This window comes from Shewanella sp. 8A (assembly GCF_023475945.1).
Taxonomy (GTDB): domain Bacteria; phylum Pseudomonadota; class Gammaproteobacteria; order Enterobacterales; family Shewanellaceae; genus Shewanella; species Shewanella xiamenensis.
Genome location: NZ_JAMDJP010000027.1, coordinates 19,986 through 37,520, shown reverse-complemented (window position 1 = coordinate 37,520; position 17,535 = coordinate 19,986). Strand labels below are relative to the sequence as shown.

Below are 17,535 nucleotides of genomic sequence, written 5' to 3'. Positions count from 1 at the left end.
TTCTGTGGTGACATCATCCTGTTTCAGGGGCGCCACAGGCAATCACGAGCTTAAGGTGGAAACTTCATGAGCGTAGCAAAACCACAAGGGACAATGCTTGGCCATCCCAAAGGTCTGTTCCTACTGTTTACAACAGAACTCTGGGAACGTTTTAGTTATTATGCAATGCGTGCCATTTTGGTACTGTACTTAGTTGATAAAGTGCAAAGCGAAGGTGGACACGGTTTAGGTTGGAGCCAAGCCGATGCCATTTCGTTATATGGCACCTTCACTGGCCTTGTTTATTTGACCCCACTTCTAGGTGGTTGGTTAGCCGATACCTTTCTAGGCCAACGCCGTGCCATTATGATTGGCGGTACTTTAATGGCGGCTGGTCAATTTATTTTAGGTACGCCCCATGCGTGGGTACCTGGGATGGAAACCGAAGTATTCTACGTCGGCTTAGGCACGTTAATCTTAGGTAACGGCCTGTTTAAACCGAATATTTCTACTATGGTGGGCGATCTGTACCAAGAAGGAGATCACCGCCGTGACGGTGCTTTCACCATTTTCTATATGGGGATCAACGTTGGTGCTTTCCTCTCAGGTATTATCGTAGGCTCAGTGGTTGCCGCTTATGATGGCAACTTCCAAGCTGGTTTTATCTGCGCAGGTATCGGTATGATCCTGTCGTTAATTATCCAGCTTGTGTTTGCACAAAAGTTACTTGGTGATATCGGTAGAACTCCTGCTGCTAAGCTTGAAAAGCAAAAAGCAGCAGAAAAAGGAGAAGTCCGTAAAGAACCACTGACGAAGGTTGAACGTGACCGTATTAAAGTCATCATGGTGATGGGTTTATTTACCATTATTTTCTGGGCGGGCTTCGAGCAAGCTGGCGGCCTGATGAACTTGTTCACTAACGACTTTACCGACCGCATGATCGGCACATGGGAAGTACCAACCACTTGGTTCCAATCCTTAAACGCAATGTTTATCGTTATTTTTGCTCCTGTTGTTGCTTCCATTTGGGTACGTTTAGGTAAGAACGAACCTAACTCCCCGATTAAGTTTGCTTTAGGCTTAGTGCTGTTAGCCGTTGGCTTCTTATTTATGATCGGTGCCGTTGTCGAAATGGGCGGTGATGCTACAGCTAAATCAAGCATGTGGTGGTTGGTTGGCGCTTATTTCTTCCATACCATGGGTGAACTTTGCTTGTCGCCTATTGGTTTATCTATGGTCACTAAGTTAGCTCCACTTCGCATCGCTTCGTTAATGATGGGTTCTTGGTTCCTCTTTGTGGCTGCTGCTAACAAAATTGGTGGTGTGGTGGGTTCCTTTATTGGCCATGGCGGCGAAAAAGAAGAACAACTTGCCAATGCAATGGCTATCTTCTCGGGTATTGCGATTACCGCAGCACTTTCTGGTGTGATCTTATACTTTATGGCTGACAAATTAGTCGATTGGATGCACGGTGCGGAAAGCAAGCATCACAATGAAGCAGAAGCATTAGAAGATGAAATTGCGGTAACCGCTGAACACGAAGCTATTAAAAGATAACGCAGCTAGAAGCTAGGACGCAGCCAAATGTGCTGCTCTAGGTGACTTAGCTGCGAGAAAAAGCAGATCGGGCTTCGTCCTGATAGGACGCTTCTACCCATCCTGAATAATTCTATATTCGATAAAAACGCTGCAGAAATGCAGCGTTTTTTATTGCTTTGCTCCCAAAACACGTTGAGGTTAGAGATAGGATGTTTCGCATACTGACAAATTAGAACATGGGTACTAGGTGCTAAGTTCTAGGTGCTAGGTGCTAGAGTCTAGCTTCTCGAGCCACGTAATGGCGTTCTAGCAGCGCTTTTGGCTGCGTCCTAGCACCTTATCTTCTTATAAACTTAATTGAATAAAACCACCCGCAGGCAAGTTTGAATTGTAGACTAATCCTTTAAATTGATTATCTAATAACTGCTGCTTGTGTTCAGGCTCATTGGTTGCAATACAAAGCTGCTCCTGGGGCAGAATCGTTCGAAACTGAACACTCGGTTTACCCCAATCTAATACCCCTAGTGGTAAACTTTCTGAAATAGCCAATGGACTTAACCCTTTGTCATTACGTAAATAGCACCTCAGTCCCTTGCCTGCTAGGGCAATGGCGGCACGATAACGAGTTAGTTCAATTGCAACATAAACAATATCTACGGTGATATCCAAACCGGACTTGACTAAACGCTCATTCAAATAGCTCAGCATATTGAACGGCTCGATAATGGTTTTACTCTGACCACTTCGATAACTTTTCAGCTTTTGGTTGACAAAACTGCGTAGCAAAACACAAGCAAACGCCGCGCGATTGTCTTCGGGATAGAGGTGAGCCATATACATAATCAAATGATCACTGCCCACCATTGTTGAGTCAATAAAGTAGCTACTGATATCACTGCTTTTAAATAAGCTGTAATCAACTTTGGCGGCGGGATAACTGATATTTGAAGCAGGGAAAAGTTGCTGCTGAACTTGTTTGGCCGCTTCAACACTTTGTTCTAATAAGGCTAAATTATCATTCAACTCTTGGTGAGATAAAGCATCAAAGTCTGCCTGAGTAATATCATCGGGGTGATTTCGCTGCAGCCCTTGGTGAATGGCTTGCTCGATAATAAAGAGATCGGCAACAGGTTTAACCAAATAATCACTCGCACCGATGCGCAGCGCCTCGACAACATCCGCCATAACATTGTTACCTGAAATAACAATAGAAGGCACTAATGGCTCTAACCTGCTCATTTCCTTAAGCATATCTAAGCCACCAAGCTTTGGCATACTCAAATCGGCAAGTATGATATCGAAACGTTGTTGCTTGAAATGAATCAGCCCCTGCTCTCCATCGCCAGCCTGCACTACCTGTGCACCGCGACCATTTAGAAAGGTAGCAACGATTTGCCTGAATACTGGGTCATCTTCAACCCACAGAATTGAAACACCATTTAACGCCATAAAGATTCCCGCATAACGTTTACTGCAACAGCAATCATTCAATGATGACATGGGAAGAATCATTTATACGGCATGGGCTTGGCTGCATATTCATGCCTGCAGCCAAGTTAGCGCATGAGCTTACTCAAGTTCCTGCATGTACTGGTCGAGTAACTCATCATCTTCTTGTTTTTGAGGAACATTGCCATCATAGACCTTATAGTCCATGTGTTGTAAGTACGCATCTTTCACGAAGGCATAGGGATCGAGCGCATTATCAACAAGTCTTTCCTGGTCAATTGCCGAGGCTCTAGCATGTAAGCTTTTAAGGCCCCATTTAACCACGGATTGCCACACTGTGAGTTCAGATAGTGGAAAGTATAGACCATCAACCCAATCTGATGCGAGTTCACGAACAACATATGGACCAGCAAAGGGTGCCATAAAATAGGGACCATTAGGTACACCGTAATAGCCCAACACTTCGTTAAACTCGTCCTGCTTACGTGGCATTCCCATCATATCAGCCACATCAATAACGCCTAGTAACCCTATCGTCGTGTTAACCGTAAAACGACCACCCGCATTCGCCGCCCAACCCCATTTGCCTTGCAATAAGTTGTTTACCACGCTGCTGGGTTCTTCCAAGTTTTGCACAAAGTTATTAATCCCTGTTTTAGCAGGCAACGGGATATAATCGTTATAACCATGTGCAACGGGCCGGTATAGGTACCTATCGAGAAACAGATAGTTAAAGTCCCACATGGCGCGGTTGAACCCTTCAAAGGGATCTCTTGGATCTTCGTAAGTAATTTTTACAGCTGAAGCCCCGTCCTTTGGAGTGTTATCGGGTACGGCTACCTCTGCGCCATAAACCTTGGGCAGTAATGCAAAGCCTAAAAGTACCCCTATCCATTTCAACTTCATATTGCTCTCTTAAATAAATGTACTGCCGAGTTCACGAGTTTTCGTTAAAGTGACCATCAACAAGTGACGATAAAAGATTAGTCATCCGAGTCGTATACTAAGTATGACAGACAAAATGCCACTGACTTTACAAAGCGCATAAGCATACTTGGCAAAACAGTTTGGTCAATTGTTAATTTTTTAAATAACGCACCGCGAGTTATTCCAACAAAGGTTTAGTATGGAGTCGATTCCACTTAGTCAGATTACCAACGCACCATTAATCACTTCAGGGACTCAAAACACTGCACTGAGCACCAATGCGCGTCCTATTCCCGCTGAAGTCCAACTATCTCCTGAAGGCGATAGTATTATTCTAAACGGTACAGAATATAATTTAAAGCTCGTTAATGCTCAGCAACGCCAAGCATTAATTATTGCTAGTCAATTTTTAGTCAATCAAGCCGTGAACAGCCCCTCTGAATCGAGTGCGATGACCCAAACCTCGCAACTGATTGCCTTGGGTTCGACAGTCAACCTTAAGCTCCCAGAAGCGATCACATTACTTGCACAACAAAATGGGATTTCAGAGACAAAATTATACGCTCTCTCTGCCCGCCCACAGGGCTACCCCCTCCCTAATGTCATTGTTACTGCAAAAGAATTCCAATTTACGAATGGAACTGTTGTGCCACAGGATCCAGGAACACGACTTAATGCGGGTGAATATCAAGCAAAAATTACCCTTTTACAAGGGAAACCTATTTTAGTGTTGACCCCAATACTGAGCAAACTCGAAATCCAAATTGGCGCTCCGATAAATGAAACTCAGCTTCCCATTATTGACAAGCAAGCGAGTCATGTTGTGATAAGCAAAATGGAACCCGTTCAGATTATTGCGAGTTTTTTACGGAAACTTGAGGGCTTAGTCCCCCAAACGGATAGCACTGCTGCAAAAGTCAATACGTCTAGCACCCAAGGTGGATCAATTTCCGACATAAAAATATCCCAGACTCAAACGGGTTCTATTACGGATGAAATGACATTCGTAAAAAATTCATCATCCAAGAGCGTAAATTTACAATCCACCACTGAAGCAAAGCTGACGACAGGACAAACTACCAATCAACAAATTGATCCCCAAACGGCTATTCCTGAACCTAAGGCACTGACTAAAGATGCAAGCGCATCGGATGTAAAAAATACCGTAACGGTGTCTACTGCTTTGCAAAGTCAACATGCGAAATCGGACTTTAGCAGCTTACAGACCAAACCACAGGTCCCCGCTAATGAGTTAGCGATGACCAAAAATTTGTCCAGTAATGAAACACAGCTAAATCTTAAAACCCCATCAGACTCGTTAGGTGCTGACAAACAAAATAAGCTCAACGAAGCCAATATCAATGTTAATCAAGTACTTCAAAAAGCCTTTACCAAGGCCGGTGCTCTCCCCATCGAGCAGGTGGTCTCTCGAGCTAGCACAAACTTAGCTGCCGAGCTGTTAAAACATTTGCCTCATCTAGGCCCACATCCTTTAGGCCAATTAAGCGATCCAAACGAACTAAAAGACAGCATCCTTGGTCTCGCAACCTTAAATTTAGCAACGCCGCAGCTCGCTCAAGCCTCAATGCTATTCAATGCGGGAGCCATTAGCTCATTGTTTCAGTTGTTATTGGGGTTTAGGGCAAATAATGCCAATAGTAAAATGAGTGCTAAATTGGCCGATTACTTAGAGCAACTCCAAACTAGAATCGGATTATCTAACCACCAGCTGGGACAATTTAGTAAAGCTGGCGGCCTAGAAAGCATGGTACAACTAGCTTCAAGCCTACAGCTTTATCAACAAGCCAGTAGTGAAAATAATGGTAATTTAGTGTGGTTTTTTGCCCTTCCCTATGGGATTAATCAACGTCATGAACAATTAGAAGGTAAATTCGAGCGAGAAGCCGATAGCGATGAACAGCAACATCATAAAGGCTGGAATTTACAATTGAAGTTTAATCTCGCCCAGGGTCCATTACTGATATCGGCACGTTTTCACCAACAAGTACTAGATATTCAGTTCAAAGGTGACAGTCAGTCATTACTTCGCCGAGTAGATAACTTTCTGGCTCCACTGGGACAAAAACTATCGCAATTAGGATTTACACCGGGTGAATTATCCACCCAATTAGCACCAGTTCCAGCAACGTTGCTGCCTGGTGATCATTTTCTTGTGAAAACAAGAGCATAATTAAAGAGTCTATCTATGGCGGAAGAATACAAAACCCAGCAAGCAGTTGCCTTGAGTTATGACGGAAAACATGCGCCTAAAGTAGTCGCATCGGGTGAAGGGCTAATCGCTGACGAAATTATCGCTCTAGCAAAGGCCTCAGGCGTTTATATTCACCAAGATCCGCACCTGAGTAACTTTCTTCGATTGCTTGAATTAGGCGAAGAAATTCCAAGAGAACTGTATCTGCTTATCGCCGAATTAATCGCATTTGTGTATATGTTGGACGGAAAATTCCCAGAACAATGGAACAATATGCATAAGAAGATTGTTGATAAGGCTTAAAGCAAAAGTGGCTAGCTCCTAGAGCCACAACGTGGCGTTCTAGAGCAGCACTTTGCTGCGGCCGAGAGTCACGAAGTGCGTCCCAAATTATTCACCTATTTACGGTGTAAACGAATTAACAACTCAGCTTCAGCTTTAGGCAATTCACACTCTTTGATTAGCTCATCTACACCAGCTCCGAGAGCCACCATCTTCATCGCACGCGTATAAAGCTTTGCTTGGGGATCCTGTTGAGTAGATTCTTCAATGCGTTCAGATTGTTGATGTAAGCGTTTTTCAAGCTCAATCACACGACGTCCCATACCAATAGTACCGCTTCGAAGCTCCTGCATTTCACGCTTAAAGCCCTCGCGCTGACGATCGCCCTCTTTCACTAATACGGTTAACGCTTCAACTTTACTGCGCAACTTACTTAATTGTTTCTGAAGGTAAAGAACTAAACCTAAACACGCAATCACATAAACTAAGGCTGCGATTAAAAATTCATCGCCCATTCATCATCCCTACGCATCACAATCAGCTGAAATTAGCACCGACTCATCAAGTGGCATTCTAAAAGAGTAAATTAAAGCCAAACGAACCGTTCGCATAACAAAAAGCAAAGCGGCAGATAGACACTATCTGCCGCCTCCGATGAATATTTAGAGTTGATTTAACTCAGCCCACTCTTCATCAGATAATAGTTTGTCTAAATCAACTAAGATCAATAACTCATTATCACGATTGCTGACGCCTTGAATAAACTTCGCACTCTCTTCTGTACCAACGTTAGGCGCGTTATCAATTTCAGAACGGCGTAAGTAAACGACTTCAGCAACACTATCGACCAAAATACCAATGACTTGCTTTTCTGCTTCAATGATCACGATACGTGTCGAATCATCCACTTCCGCTGATTGCAACCCAAAACGTGAGCGGGTATCAATAACAGTAACCACATTACCGCGTAAATTGATAATCCCTAAAACATAGTGTGGTGCACCAGGTACGGGAGCAATTTCGGTGTAACGCAGCACTTCTTGCACTTGCATGACATTAATACCATAAGTTTCGTTGTCTAACTTAAAGGTAACCCATTGCAATACTGCATCATCTTTACTTGCAGCCACGGCTGCGACATTTCTTGTATCTTTCATGTTTACCTCAACCAATGGAGTCCTGACAGCCTAAACCCGCATCAAGCATTTCAACTAAGGCTTGTACGTGCAAAATGCCACACATTTGTTCTTTAACCACACCAGCTAGCCAAGGACGTTTCCCTGCTTTGCTGCGCCAATTTACTTGCGATTTGGTAATTTTTACTGCATTAAGAAGGGACTCACAAGCTAATCCCCAATTACTGCCCTCTAATAATACAAGATATTGATAATTTACCGATTGCGCCAGTTTATCTGTGTATTTTTCTGGCATAACCCACGCACAGGTATCCACTAGATTTAACTGTTCTTCTCGATGAGTTTGTACACCAAGGAACCAAGAAGGACGGCCAATAATATGATTAATCCGTTCTACTTTGACGATACCACCGAGACTGACTAATGGAACCGCTAACGTCAACCCAGCTACCTTAAAGAATAGTACTTGAAACTCATCATCGAGCACTTCTTGCAGATCTTTTGTCACACTTGGAGGCGCAAAGCCGACTTGGGTGTCGGGCACAGTCGATAAGTTATCGACTTGCGTCGGCGCAACATCCGCAGTCTCATCAACTTCAGCAACCGTTATTACTACAGGTTGCTTGGGTGCTGGTAAAGGTTGCTCGATAACCTCCGTTGGCTTATCAACAACTGTAGCTTCCGCTTTTAGGACTGGCGCAAGCAGGCGCTCTAGCGACTGTTTATTCACTAACGGCTCAGCACTCTCCTTAGAGGAGACAGTAACAATGCTTTTTGCCCGAATAGGTTGTACTTCAGGTTCTAGAGTAGCTTTAACATCCGCTTTAGACCGCTCATGCTCTGCCAAAATGGCATTATTGAGCTGCTGAGTTTCCGTTTTTTTACTGCTATCAAAAGTGGTCGCAACATTTTCTTGAGATTTAATTGGGGGAGCACCAAAGGCACTATCATCTTCGTGCAATAATAATTCAAAAAAATCAAAAACAGTTTCATCAACCGATTTTGACATGGCCAAACTCCCCAGCTAAAAGAAAATCTAATAATCTTTCATAGGCCTTTACACCACGACAACCGCTTGCATAATGGGAGGCGGGTAAATGCGCTAAACTTGCGTCTCTAAACTTAGTATCTACAGGAATAACATCACGCCATAGACTCTCACCATACTGTTCAGTCAACACCTGCAACGCAGCAGGAGATGCCTTAGTACGCTTATCAAACATGGTTGGGACTACGGTATAACTGTAACGAGTCTTCTTTGACCGCCCCATGATTTCCATAGTTTTGACCATGCGCTCCAGCCCTTTAATCGCTAAGAACTCGGTTTGCACAGGAATGACAATATGTTGGCTCGCGGCTAACGCATTCACCATCAGCACACCTAAGACGGGCGGGCAGTCGACGATGGCAACATCATATTCATCAGTAACAAGGGCAAGCAAATTACGTAAGACAAGTCCCATGCCCTCTTGATGGCCTAAAGCTCTATCAAGTGTTGCTAGCGCCATAGTCGACGGTAATAAATCTAAACCATCCACCAAAGTTGGTACGATATGCGATTTAACCAGCTCTTTTGTAAGATGATTGTGCGCAACAAATACATCAAAAAGAGAACCAGGCACCTCTTCTGAGTCAATCCCAAGGTAGTAACCGAGTGAAGCATGAGGATCGGTATCAATCATCAAGACGCGCTTCCCCCGTTTAGCGAGTGCTCCCGCTAAACTTGCTACCGAAGTGGTTTTACCGACCCCACCTTTTTGATTCGCTATGGTCCAGACTTTCAAAGCACTGACCTCTTAAATGTTGATTCTGTGCCATTTATAAGTGGAATGATTACGCGGCCCACCACGTTACTCTTCTTCCCTTGTCGTGACTCTTATGCCACCGTTAGGCAGGCTTATCACCTTAACACCGTCGGCATTTTCCGAAATCACCACAGGAACTTGAGTCGACTCCTGTCGAACCTCTGTTGTCAATGCTGCTTCATTTTGCAAACGCAAAGAGACTGATGATTCAGCAGGTGACTGAGAGGATAACTGTTGTTTATCCATCTCTGGCACTTTTTCAAGTAAAGGCGGAATATTATTACTACCCGCCGCTGGCATTTCTGGCCCAAGAGTCACTGCATTATGTTCACCAGGCGCCACCATTTTTAGCATAGCCTTAGTTTGTTCTGGGTGTGTGGCAAGCCAATCAGCAATGACCTTAGCTTGTTCATCAGGCACCATGAGCACGACTTGGGTCGATGCTAAGCGTTTAACATCAGCAAGCAATTTTATGTTTTTTCGATGATAATCGAAACTTAAGGCACCAAGACAAACTATCGTCATCATCATTAGCACCATAATAAGCACAATATTTGTGCTTATCTGTGACTTGCTACTAGCCACGTGCAGACTCTTTTAAAATCGATTCAGCCATGTGCTCCAGTGAAATGGATTGAGTGGCAATTCCCGCACTGGCCACTGCTTGAGGCATGCCATAAACGACGCAACTCGCTTCATCCTGCGCCCAAATGGTCGCACCGGCAGCTTTAAGCATGCGTGCTCCTTCTCGGCCATCAGCCCCCATTCCAGTTAACACTACAGCAAGCACATCTCCACCGTAGGCTTTTGAGGCTGAAGCAAAAGTGATATCGACACAAGGCTTATAATTCATTTCAGCACTACCAGCGAGCACTTTTATTCGGCCTGTGACGCCTGTACGCTCTACCATCATCTGCATTCCACCTGGCGCTAGATACGCACAACCTGGACGCAAAATATCGCCATTTGCCGCTTCTTTTACCTCGATTTTACATAAACCATTTAAACGATTTGCAAATGCTGGGGTAAAAGCGGCTGGCATGTGTTGGATCAGCAAAATAGGATGCGGATAATTTGCTGGAAACTGAGTCAAAATTTTCTGTAAGGCGACAGGCCCCCCCGTCGACGTACCGATTAACAATAATTTGTATTGCTTACCACTAGCACGAATAGACGATACTGGTGACGTGCGCACTGGCGCAGGTGCACTTTGAACAGGTGTGGCCACATTCCCTAATACCGAGCCAGTGCTTGGTCTTGGGGGAATTGGGGCAACGCTAGGGCGCGCCACTGGACGGAAAATTCGACGACGACCAAGAGCCTTGACTCTTTGCTGCAATAACAAAATCGCTTCATCTTTATTCGTCGCGATATCTTCAAAACGTTTAGGTAAAAAATCTAACGCACCAGCATCTAGGGCGTCTAAGGTGGCCTTAGCGCCATCATGGGTTAACGATGAAAACATCAGAATCGGGGTTGGACACTTTGCCATGATTTCACGGACAGCGGTGATACCGTCCATGACAGGCATTTCAATGTCCATAGTGATTACTTGGGGATTAAGCTCAGCAGCCATCTTCACCGCTTCAGCCCCGTTAGCAGCCGTCGCGATCACTTCCAGTTCAGGATCTTGATTGACTATTTCACTAACACGTCGTCTAAAAAAGCTTGAGTCATCAACGACTAATACTTTAATGGCCATTCCATTCCTTAACTTGGGAACTAACTTTTATTTTTCGCATAATGCTTTAATAGCCCAGGAACATCCAAGATAAGCGCAATACCACCATCGGATGTAATCGTTGCCCCAGCCATACCTGGCGTACCGTGCAACAAGGCTCCCAGTGGCTTAATCACCACCTCTTCTTGGCCAATCAGTGCATCCACAACAAAACCGATCTGCATCATACCTAACTGCACTATCACGACATGACCATGTTTCTTGTCACCATGTTTGAAGGTAGTTTTATTTCGATGCAACCAATGCTCTAGATAGAATAGCGGCACGGCCTTGTTGCGAACGATGACAGTGAGTTGTCCGTCAACAATATTGGTTTTGGTAAGATCGAGATGAAAAATCTCATTAACACTGGATAAAGGTAATGCAAAAACTTGTTTAGCCACATCGACCATAAGTGTTGGCATAATTGCCAAGGTTAACGGCACTTTAATCTCAAGTATGGTGCCTTTGCCTTTCATCGAGTCAATATGCACAGTACCGTTGAGTTGGGTGATACGGGTTTTAACCACGTCCATTCCCACGCCACGACCAGAGATATCTGAAATCTCGACCTTGGTTGAAAAGCCTGGGGCAAAGATCAAGTTATAAGCTTCGTTGTCCGTCATACGCGCAGCGGAATCTTCATCCAGCACGCCACGTTTAATGGCAATTTGTTTTAACTTTTCGGGATCCATACCTGCGCCATCATCTTCGATTTTTAGCAGAATATGGTCACCCTCTTGGCTTGCCGATAGAGTAATCGTCCCCGTCCTGGGTTTGCCAGAGGCTTCACGGTCATTTGGCATTTCAATACCATGGTCGACCGAGTTACGAACCAAGTGCACTAAAGGATCCGCCAGCGCCTCAACCAAGTTTTTATCAAGATCAGTTTCTTCACCGACCAACACTAAATCAATTTCTTTATTGAGCGTACGGGCTAAATCACGAACAACGCGAGGGAAACGGCCAAAAACCTTTTTGATAGGCTGCATACGGGTTTTCATGACCGCGCCTTGCAAATCAGCAGTCACTAAATCTAGATTCGCGAGCGCCTTAGACATCTCTTCGTCATCACGACTAATGCCCAAACTCACCAAACGGTTACGTACTAATACTAGCTCTCCCACCATATTCATGATTTGGTCGAGTCGTGCAGTATCTACGCGAACGGTCGTTTCACCTTGAGGAACATTTGCTGATGCGGCAGCGGCCGCTTTAACAGGAGCCTTCTCGGCGAGCGCAACTTCGGCCTGAGGTTTAACCGCTGGAGGGGTTACCGGAGTAACACTGGCTTTAGGCACAGCAGGAGCCGCAGCAGATGTGGCAGGAGTGGGAGTCGGTTTCGCAGATTCCACTTTTGCAACAGCTTTGGCTGGTGCCCCACCTTTTCCATGAAGTTCGTCGAGTAAACGCTCAAATTCATCGTCAGTAATTTCGTCTGAATCGACAGCAACAGCAGTTGGTGTTGACACTGGCACAGCAACAGTTTCAACCTTAGGCTGAGGTGATATAGGTGTATCTACTTTGCCATTAAATTTTCCTGAACCATGAAGCTCATCAAGCAGGGCTTCAAACTCATCGTCAGTGATATCATCACCCGAGCTGGTAGCTTGTTGTACTTTGGGCTTGGCTGTATTTGATACAGAGGGAATTGACGCAGTGGGCGCTGCCACAACATCAGCATTAGTAGTGTTAGTCACACCGGGACCTTTTCCACTACCGTGCAGTGCATCAAGCAAAGCCTCAAACTCCGCTTCATTAATCTCATCAATACTTGAGTTTGAAGAACTCGCAGCCTCAACAGGCATCTCTTCAACTGCGACAACGTCAACAACAGTTTCAATAACGGGCTCGGGTTCGGGCTCAGCAATAGATTCAGGCTCTGACGCAGTTTGTCCTAATTCTGACGGCAGAGGCTCACCAGAACTAAGTAACTTTAATTTTGCAAGTAATGCAGCATCAGCAGGATCTTGTTGCTCTCCCTGCTGGGTTTGAGCAAACATGGTGTTAATTGCATCAACAGCCTGAAGAATAATATCCATTAATTCTGCTGTGACACTGCGCTTGCCAGTACGCAATAAATCGAATGTGTTTTCTGCCTCATGGCAGACATCAACCATGGGAGTCAAACTTAGGAAACCTGCGCCGCCCTTTACGGTGTGAAACCCCCTAAAAATGGCATTTAGCAAGTCAGTATCATCAGGATTATTCTCAAGGGCAACAAGCTGCTCTTGAAGCAACTCTAATATTTCCCCCGCCTCGATTAAAAAGTCCTGGAGTATCTCTTCATCTACATCAAAGGCCATCAAATTGACTCCCAGTTAGAAACCCAGACTCGATAGCAGATCATCCACTTCGTCTTGACCTGTTACTACATCTTGACGAAGCTCGGCATTCATTATCGGCCCTTCAGCTTCAATATTATTTTTCTGAGTAATCTGACTCTCAATCATTGGCTGTTCACCAAACACCGTCAGCATAGACACCAGATTACTTTCAACTTCCATCACTAGATCGATTACCCTGCGGATCATTTGTCCAGTCAGGTCTTGAAAATCCTGCGCCATCAATATTTGGTTGAGCAATTCGCGTAATCGGTTTGAGTCCAATTCACTTCGCGACATCAAATGCTGAACGTTATGGCAAAGCACCTTAAAATCACTGAGGGCAATTTCACGACGCATTAATTTGTCCCACGATGGCATCACTTGTTGGATGTTCGCGGTTAATGCATTCGCTAACGGCAAGCACTCCTCAACAGCATCCATAGTCTTATTTGCAGCTTGTTCAGTCATGTCAATGACATAACTTAGCCGTTCCTTAGCATCGGGTATTTCTGTATTTGCTAACTCAACTAACCGATTATCGATTTGGAAATCCATAAGAGCGCTATGCAATTGGCGAGTGAGTTTGCCTACCTCATCAAAAAGTTCCCTCTGAAGAGGAGCTGCCAGTTCTCTTAATAAATCATCAGCTTGATTTTGTTCATTCGCGCTTAACAGTTCGACTAAACGCTGAGCATGCTCGAGCGTGATGAGCCCTGATGTATGTGACTTCATAGCTCATCCCTGCTTAAGCGAGTCGTTCAAATATTTTATCTAGCTTCTCTTTCAATGTTGCTGCGGTAAAAGGCTTTACCACATACCCATTCACACCCGCTTGTGCAGCAGCAATAATTTGTTCACGTTTTGCCTCGGCAGTGACCATTAATACCGGTAGATGCTTCAAGGAGTCATCGGCCCTAATGGCTTTAAGTAAATCGATACCCTGCATGCCTGGCATATTCCAGTCTGTAACGACAAAATCAAAATCGCCTTTTTGCAACATTGGCAAGGCGGTTGAGCCATCGTCCGCTTCCTGGGTGTTGTTAAAGCCCAAGTCTCGCAACAAGTTCTTGATGATACGTCTCATTGTCGAAAAGTCATCAACGATGAGAATCTTCATATTCTTGTCCAAGGTTTCCTCCGGTGAGCTGACATTCAGTGCTCAATTAATAATTATACTTATGTCCAATGCTTGAGTTTGCCTTTGAGTCGCAACATTGCCTGACTTAATATCTGGCTAACACGCGATTCGCTTACCTCAAGAATGGCGCCAATCTCTTTTAAATTCAATGCTTCATCGTAATATAACGATAGCACTAGCGCGTCCCTTTCGGGCAATAATTTTATCGCCTCAACAAGTGCAGAATGAAACTGGGTTTCTGCCAAGACCTCAAACGTACCATCGCTAACATCATCACTTGTAGTGAGTATATCCTGTGATACGCCTAAGTCTTCTATCCCTATGATTTTACCAACAGAAACATCATTAAGAATATGATGGTACTCATCGAGCGTCATATCAAGTTTTTCTGCAATTTCTGTGTCGCGCGCATCACGACCTAGCACTTGCTCTAATTCATCAATGGCTTGGGCAACTCGACGATTATTTCGGTGGACAGAACGAGGAACCCAATCGCCACGGCGGATTTCATCCAACATGGCGCCACGGATCCTTATGCCGGCGAAGGTTTCAAACTTTGCACCTTTACCGCCATCAAACTTAGATGATGCTTCTAATAATCCCATCATCCCCGCCTGTAGCAGGTCATCTAACTGCACAGAGGCAGGTAATCTGGCGAGCAAGTGATGTGCAATTCTTTTAACCAACGGTGCATACTGTTCAACGATTGACGTTTTATTGTCTAAACAAGTATACGCTGCGGCTTTATTCACTCGTTTTTTCCTCTTGAAAATCTGGTCGTTGAACTAAGCGCTCAACGAAAAACTCCAAATGCCCACCAGGTTGCTGTGGTACTGGCCAGCTCATAATTTTATTCGCTAGACCTTGGTAAGCAATCGCAGCGGGAGACTTAGGATAAGCTTCAACCACTAACTTTTGCTTGCGAACCGATTTACGCAAATTTTCATCAAATGGAATGGTCGCAACTAATTCAAGTGCCACGTCCAAGAATCTGTCGGTCACTTTACTGAGTTTAGCAAACAATTCCATACCTTCGCGTAAACTACGCACCATATTTGCAACAATTTTAAAGCGGAAGACGCCGTGTTCACGGCTGAGGATTTTGATTAACGCATAGGCGTCAGTAATAGACGTTGGTTCGTCACAAACAACAACCAACACATCCTGTGACGCACGGGAGAAACTGAGTACCATGTCAGAAATCCCCGCGGCAGTATCCACGATGAGGATATCAAACTGGGTGCGCATCTCACTGAAAGCACGAATTAAGCCCGCATGTTGCGCAGGACTTAGCTCAACCATGCCCTGAGTACCCGATGTGGCTGGCACAATCCCAATACCTTTAGGCCCCCGGACAATAATGTCATCTAACTCAGCATCGCCAGACAATACATGGGAAAGGTTACGTTCAGCACGGATCCCTAACATGACATCGACGTTTGCTAAGCCAAGGTCAGCATCAAGCACTAAGACACGCTTGCCCTTCTCGGCTAATGCTACGGCAGTATTGATGGATACGCTGGTTTTACCCACACCACCTTTACCACCCGTAACCGCGATTACTTTCACTTTTTCGTTATAGGGTTGATTCATCATACGTAAACCACTTGCTTGATCCAGGGTCATAACTCTACTCAAATGCACAGGTCATATTATCTGACCACGCTGTGTCTGGTAACGATTGTTGTTCTGTGTTTTCTAAGGCCGCTAATGCTTGCTCAGCGAGCATCAAAGTATCAGCAACTTTCATATCTTCGGGCACTCGCTGCCCATCCGTAACATAACTTAATGGCAATCCACTTTGGATCAACACACTTAATGCGCCCGCTAAAGACACAGATTCATCAAGTTTGGTGAGTACAACACCAGATAAGGGAATGCGTTTAAAGTGATTTACAGCATCTTGCAGCACGCGGCGCTGTCCTGTGGCAGACAGTACCAGATAACTGCGGATAGGTATTCTGCTATTTGCAGTTAAATTATCAAGTTGCTGGTAAAGCCGCATATCTCGTTGGCCCATACCCGCGGTATCTATCAATACTAGCTTGCGATTTCTAAACTGATACAGAATTTGCTCTAGTTCAGCAAGGTCATGGGCTTGTTTGACTGGGCAGCCCATGATTTTGCCATAGGTGGCCAATTGCTCATAGGCGCCAATACGATAATGATCTGTGGTAATCAATGCCACTTGGTCAGCACCATGGTGAGCAGCAAAGCGTGCGGCCAGTTTAGCCAAGGAAGTGGTTTTCCCCACTCCAGTGGGACCAACTAATGCCACAACACCGCCTTGCTTAACAATATCATCACCTTGATTATCAAGCATATTCGCAAGACTTTGCGGCAGTGCACGAACTAATTCTGCAGGAGTATAGTGTTGGCTCAGCGCAGCTAATTTGTTTGCCACCGCTGGTGAAAACTCGGCCTCCAACAACTTTGACTCCAGCATGGCACCGACAGGGTCGATACGCTTTTTATGCTCAGTCATCAATGCTGAAACCTGATGGGTCAACAAATTACGTAAGGATGATAACTCGTCGCGCATGGCTTCAAGATCGGCATTTTGCTTTTGCGAACTCTGTGACTTTTTATCGAAGGGATTGCCCATATCACGGCGCTCAGCTTTAGGCGCAGCTGCGGTAGCTTGTAATCCTTTAGCCCATGCAGGAAGCTCTGCATCTTGTTGTTGATGCGTGAGTTGTTGGTTTAAACGATTTTGTTGCTTCTCAAGCAAGGCTTGGAGTGAGTCCGCTGGCGCCGAGGGTTTTAGCTTAGTTTCAGCGCGGATAGGCGCTTTGGCACCGAGCGAAACTAAGTCATCACTCACATCCATAAAGGTCGGAGTCGCAGCAGGCGCTTTCGCTTTTGGCTCGTCGTAGTCAACGGCAGCGACAATCTCAATACCGCCGTTCACCTTTTTATTGGACATAATCACCGCATCGGAGCCGAGCGTGTCCTTCACTTGGGCCAGTGCAGCACGCATGTCTTTGGCAAAAAAACGTTTAATCTTCACTTATGCGTCCT

Annotated in this window: 17 protein-coding genes; 3 read left to right on the top strand and 14 right to left on the bottom strand. The window is 45.0% G+C overall.

The features are described 5' to 3' along the window. Positions 1-66: 66 nt before the first annotated feature. Complete coding sequence (locus tag M0413_RS17600) at positions 67-1,536, top strand: peptide MFS transporter (protein WP_037420415.1); 1,470 nt, start codon at positions 67-69, stop codon at positions 1,534-1,536. A 327-nt stretch (positions 1,537-1,863) separates the two neighbouring features. Here M0413_RS17600 and M0413_RS17595 read toward each other — a convergent pair whose 3' ends face one another. Further along, entirely contained in the window at positions 1,864-2,967 is a 1,104-nt protein-coding gene (locus M0413_RS17595; RefSeq protein WP_099458435.1) for a response regulator, read from the bottom strand. Positions 2,968-3,087: 120 nt separating this feature from the next. Continuing rightward, positions 3,088-3,873 (bottom strand): MlaA family lipoprotein, encoded by a 786-nt coding sequence (locus M0413_RS17590; protein ID WP_037424736.1) that lies wholly within the window; start codon positions 3,871-3,873, stop codon positions 3,088-3,090. A 220-nt stretch (positions 3,874-4,093) separates the two neighbouring features. Here M0413_RS17590 and M0413_RS17585 point away from each other — a divergent pair, with 220 nt between their 5' ends. Next, positions 4,094-6,085: a hypothetical protein gene (locus M0413_RS17585; RefSeq protein ID WP_249555060.1), complete on the top strand. Its 1,992-nt coding sequence runs from the start codon at positions 4,094-4,096 to the stop codon at positions 6,083-6,085. Positions 6,086-6,100: 15 nt separating this feature from the next. Then, positions 6,101-6,409: an EscU/YscU/HrcU family type III secretion system export apparatus switch protein gene (locus M0413_RS17580; RefSeq protein WP_037420403.1), complete on the top strand. Its 309-nt coding sequence runs from the start codon at positions 6,101-6,103 to the stop codon at positions 6,407-6,409. A 95-nt stretch (positions 6,410-6,504) separates the two neighbouring features. Here M0413_RS17580 and M0413_RS17575 read toward each other — a convergent pair whose 3' ends face one another. The 12 genes from M0413_RS17575 to flhF all read right to left on the bottom strand — a co-directional run bounded on the left by M0413_RS17575 (position 6,505) and on the right by flhF (position 17,524). Then, positions 6,505-6,903 (bottom strand): DUF2802 domain-containing protein, encoded by a 399-nt coding sequence (locus tag M0413_RS17575; RefSeq protein ID WP_037420401.1) that lies wholly within the window; start codon positions 6,901-6,903, stop codon positions 6,505-6,507. Positions 6,904-7,050: 147 nt separating this feature from the next. Further along, positions 7,051-7,545, bottom strand: a complete 495-nt coding sequence (locus M0413_RS17570) for a chemotaxis protein CheW (RefSeq protein ID WP_011073088.1) — start codon at positions 7,543-7,545, stop codon at positions 7,051-7,053. 7 nt (positions 7,546-7,552) lie between these two features. Further along, a complete protein-coding gene (locus M0413_RS17565) occupies positions 7,553-8,533 on the bottom strand; it encodes a chemotaxis protein CheW (RefSeq protein ID WP_249555058.1) in 981 nt (326 codons plus the stop codon). Beyond that, complete coding sequence (locus M0413_RS17560; RefSeq protein WP_224021856.1) at positions 8,517-9,308, bottom strand: ParA family protein; 792 nt, start codon at positions 9,306-9,308, stop codon at positions 8,517-8,519. The genes M0413_RS17565 and M0413_RS17560 overlap by 17 nt, the downstream gene beginning before the upstream one ends. A 66-nt stretch (positions 9,309-9,374) precedes the next feature. Continuing rightward, positions 9,375-9,893, bottom strand: a complete 519-nt coding sequence (locus tag M0413_RS17555) for a hypothetical protein (protein ID WP_037420561.1) — start codon at positions 9,891-9,893, stop codon at positions 9,375-9,377. Positions 9,894-9,906: 13 nt separating this feature from the next. After that, positions 9,907-11,031, bottom strand: coding sequence for a protein-glutamate methylesterase/protein-glutamine glutaminase (locus M0413_RS17550; RefSeq protein ID WP_144344709.1), 1,125 nt, complete (start codon positions 11,029-11,031; stop codon positions 9,907-9,909). Positions 11,032-11,051: 20 nt separating this feature from the next. After that, complete coding sequence (locus tag M0413_RS17545; protein ID WP_249555056.1) at positions 11,052-13,355, bottom strand: chemotaxis protein CheA; 2,304 nt, start codon at positions 13,353-13,355, stop codon at positions 11,052-11,054. A gap of 15 nt (positions 13,356-13,370) precedes the next feature. Continuing rightward, complete coding sequence (locus M0413_RS17540; RefSeq protein WP_037424753.1) at positions 13,371-14,108, bottom strand: protein phosphatase CheZ; 738 nt, start codon at positions 14,106-14,108, stop codon at positions 13,371-13,373. Positions 14,109-14,121: 13 nt separating this feature from the next. Then, entirely contained in the window at positions 14,122-14,505 is a 384-nt protein-coding gene (gene cheY / locus M0413_RS17535; protein WP_007649667.1) for a chemotaxis response regulator CheY, read from the bottom strand. Between the two features lie 47 nt (positions 14,506-14,552). Further along, complete coding sequence (locus M0413_RS17530) at positions 14,553-15,266, bottom strand: RNA polymerase sigma factor FliA (RefSeq protein ID WP_037424757.1); 714 nt, start codon at positions 15,264-15,266, stop codon at positions 14,553-14,555. Then, the gene (locus M0413_RS17525; protein ID WP_037420384.1) at positions 15,259-16,140 is read right to left on the bottom strand and encodes a MinD/ParA family protein; all 882 of its coding nucleotides are present in this window, start codon (positions 16,138-16,140) and stop codon (positions 15,259-15,261) included. Before M0413_RS17525 ends, M0413_RS17530 begins: the two co-directional genes overlap by 8 nt. Positions 16,141-16,144: 4 nt before the next feature. Further along, positions 16,145-17,524, bottom strand: coding sequence for a flagellar biosynthesis GTPase FlhF (flhF, locus tag M0413_RS17520; RefSeq protein WP_037420382.1), 1,380 nt, complete (start codon positions 17,522-17,524; stop codon positions 16,145-16,147). Positions 17,525-17,535: the final 11 nt, after the last annotated feature.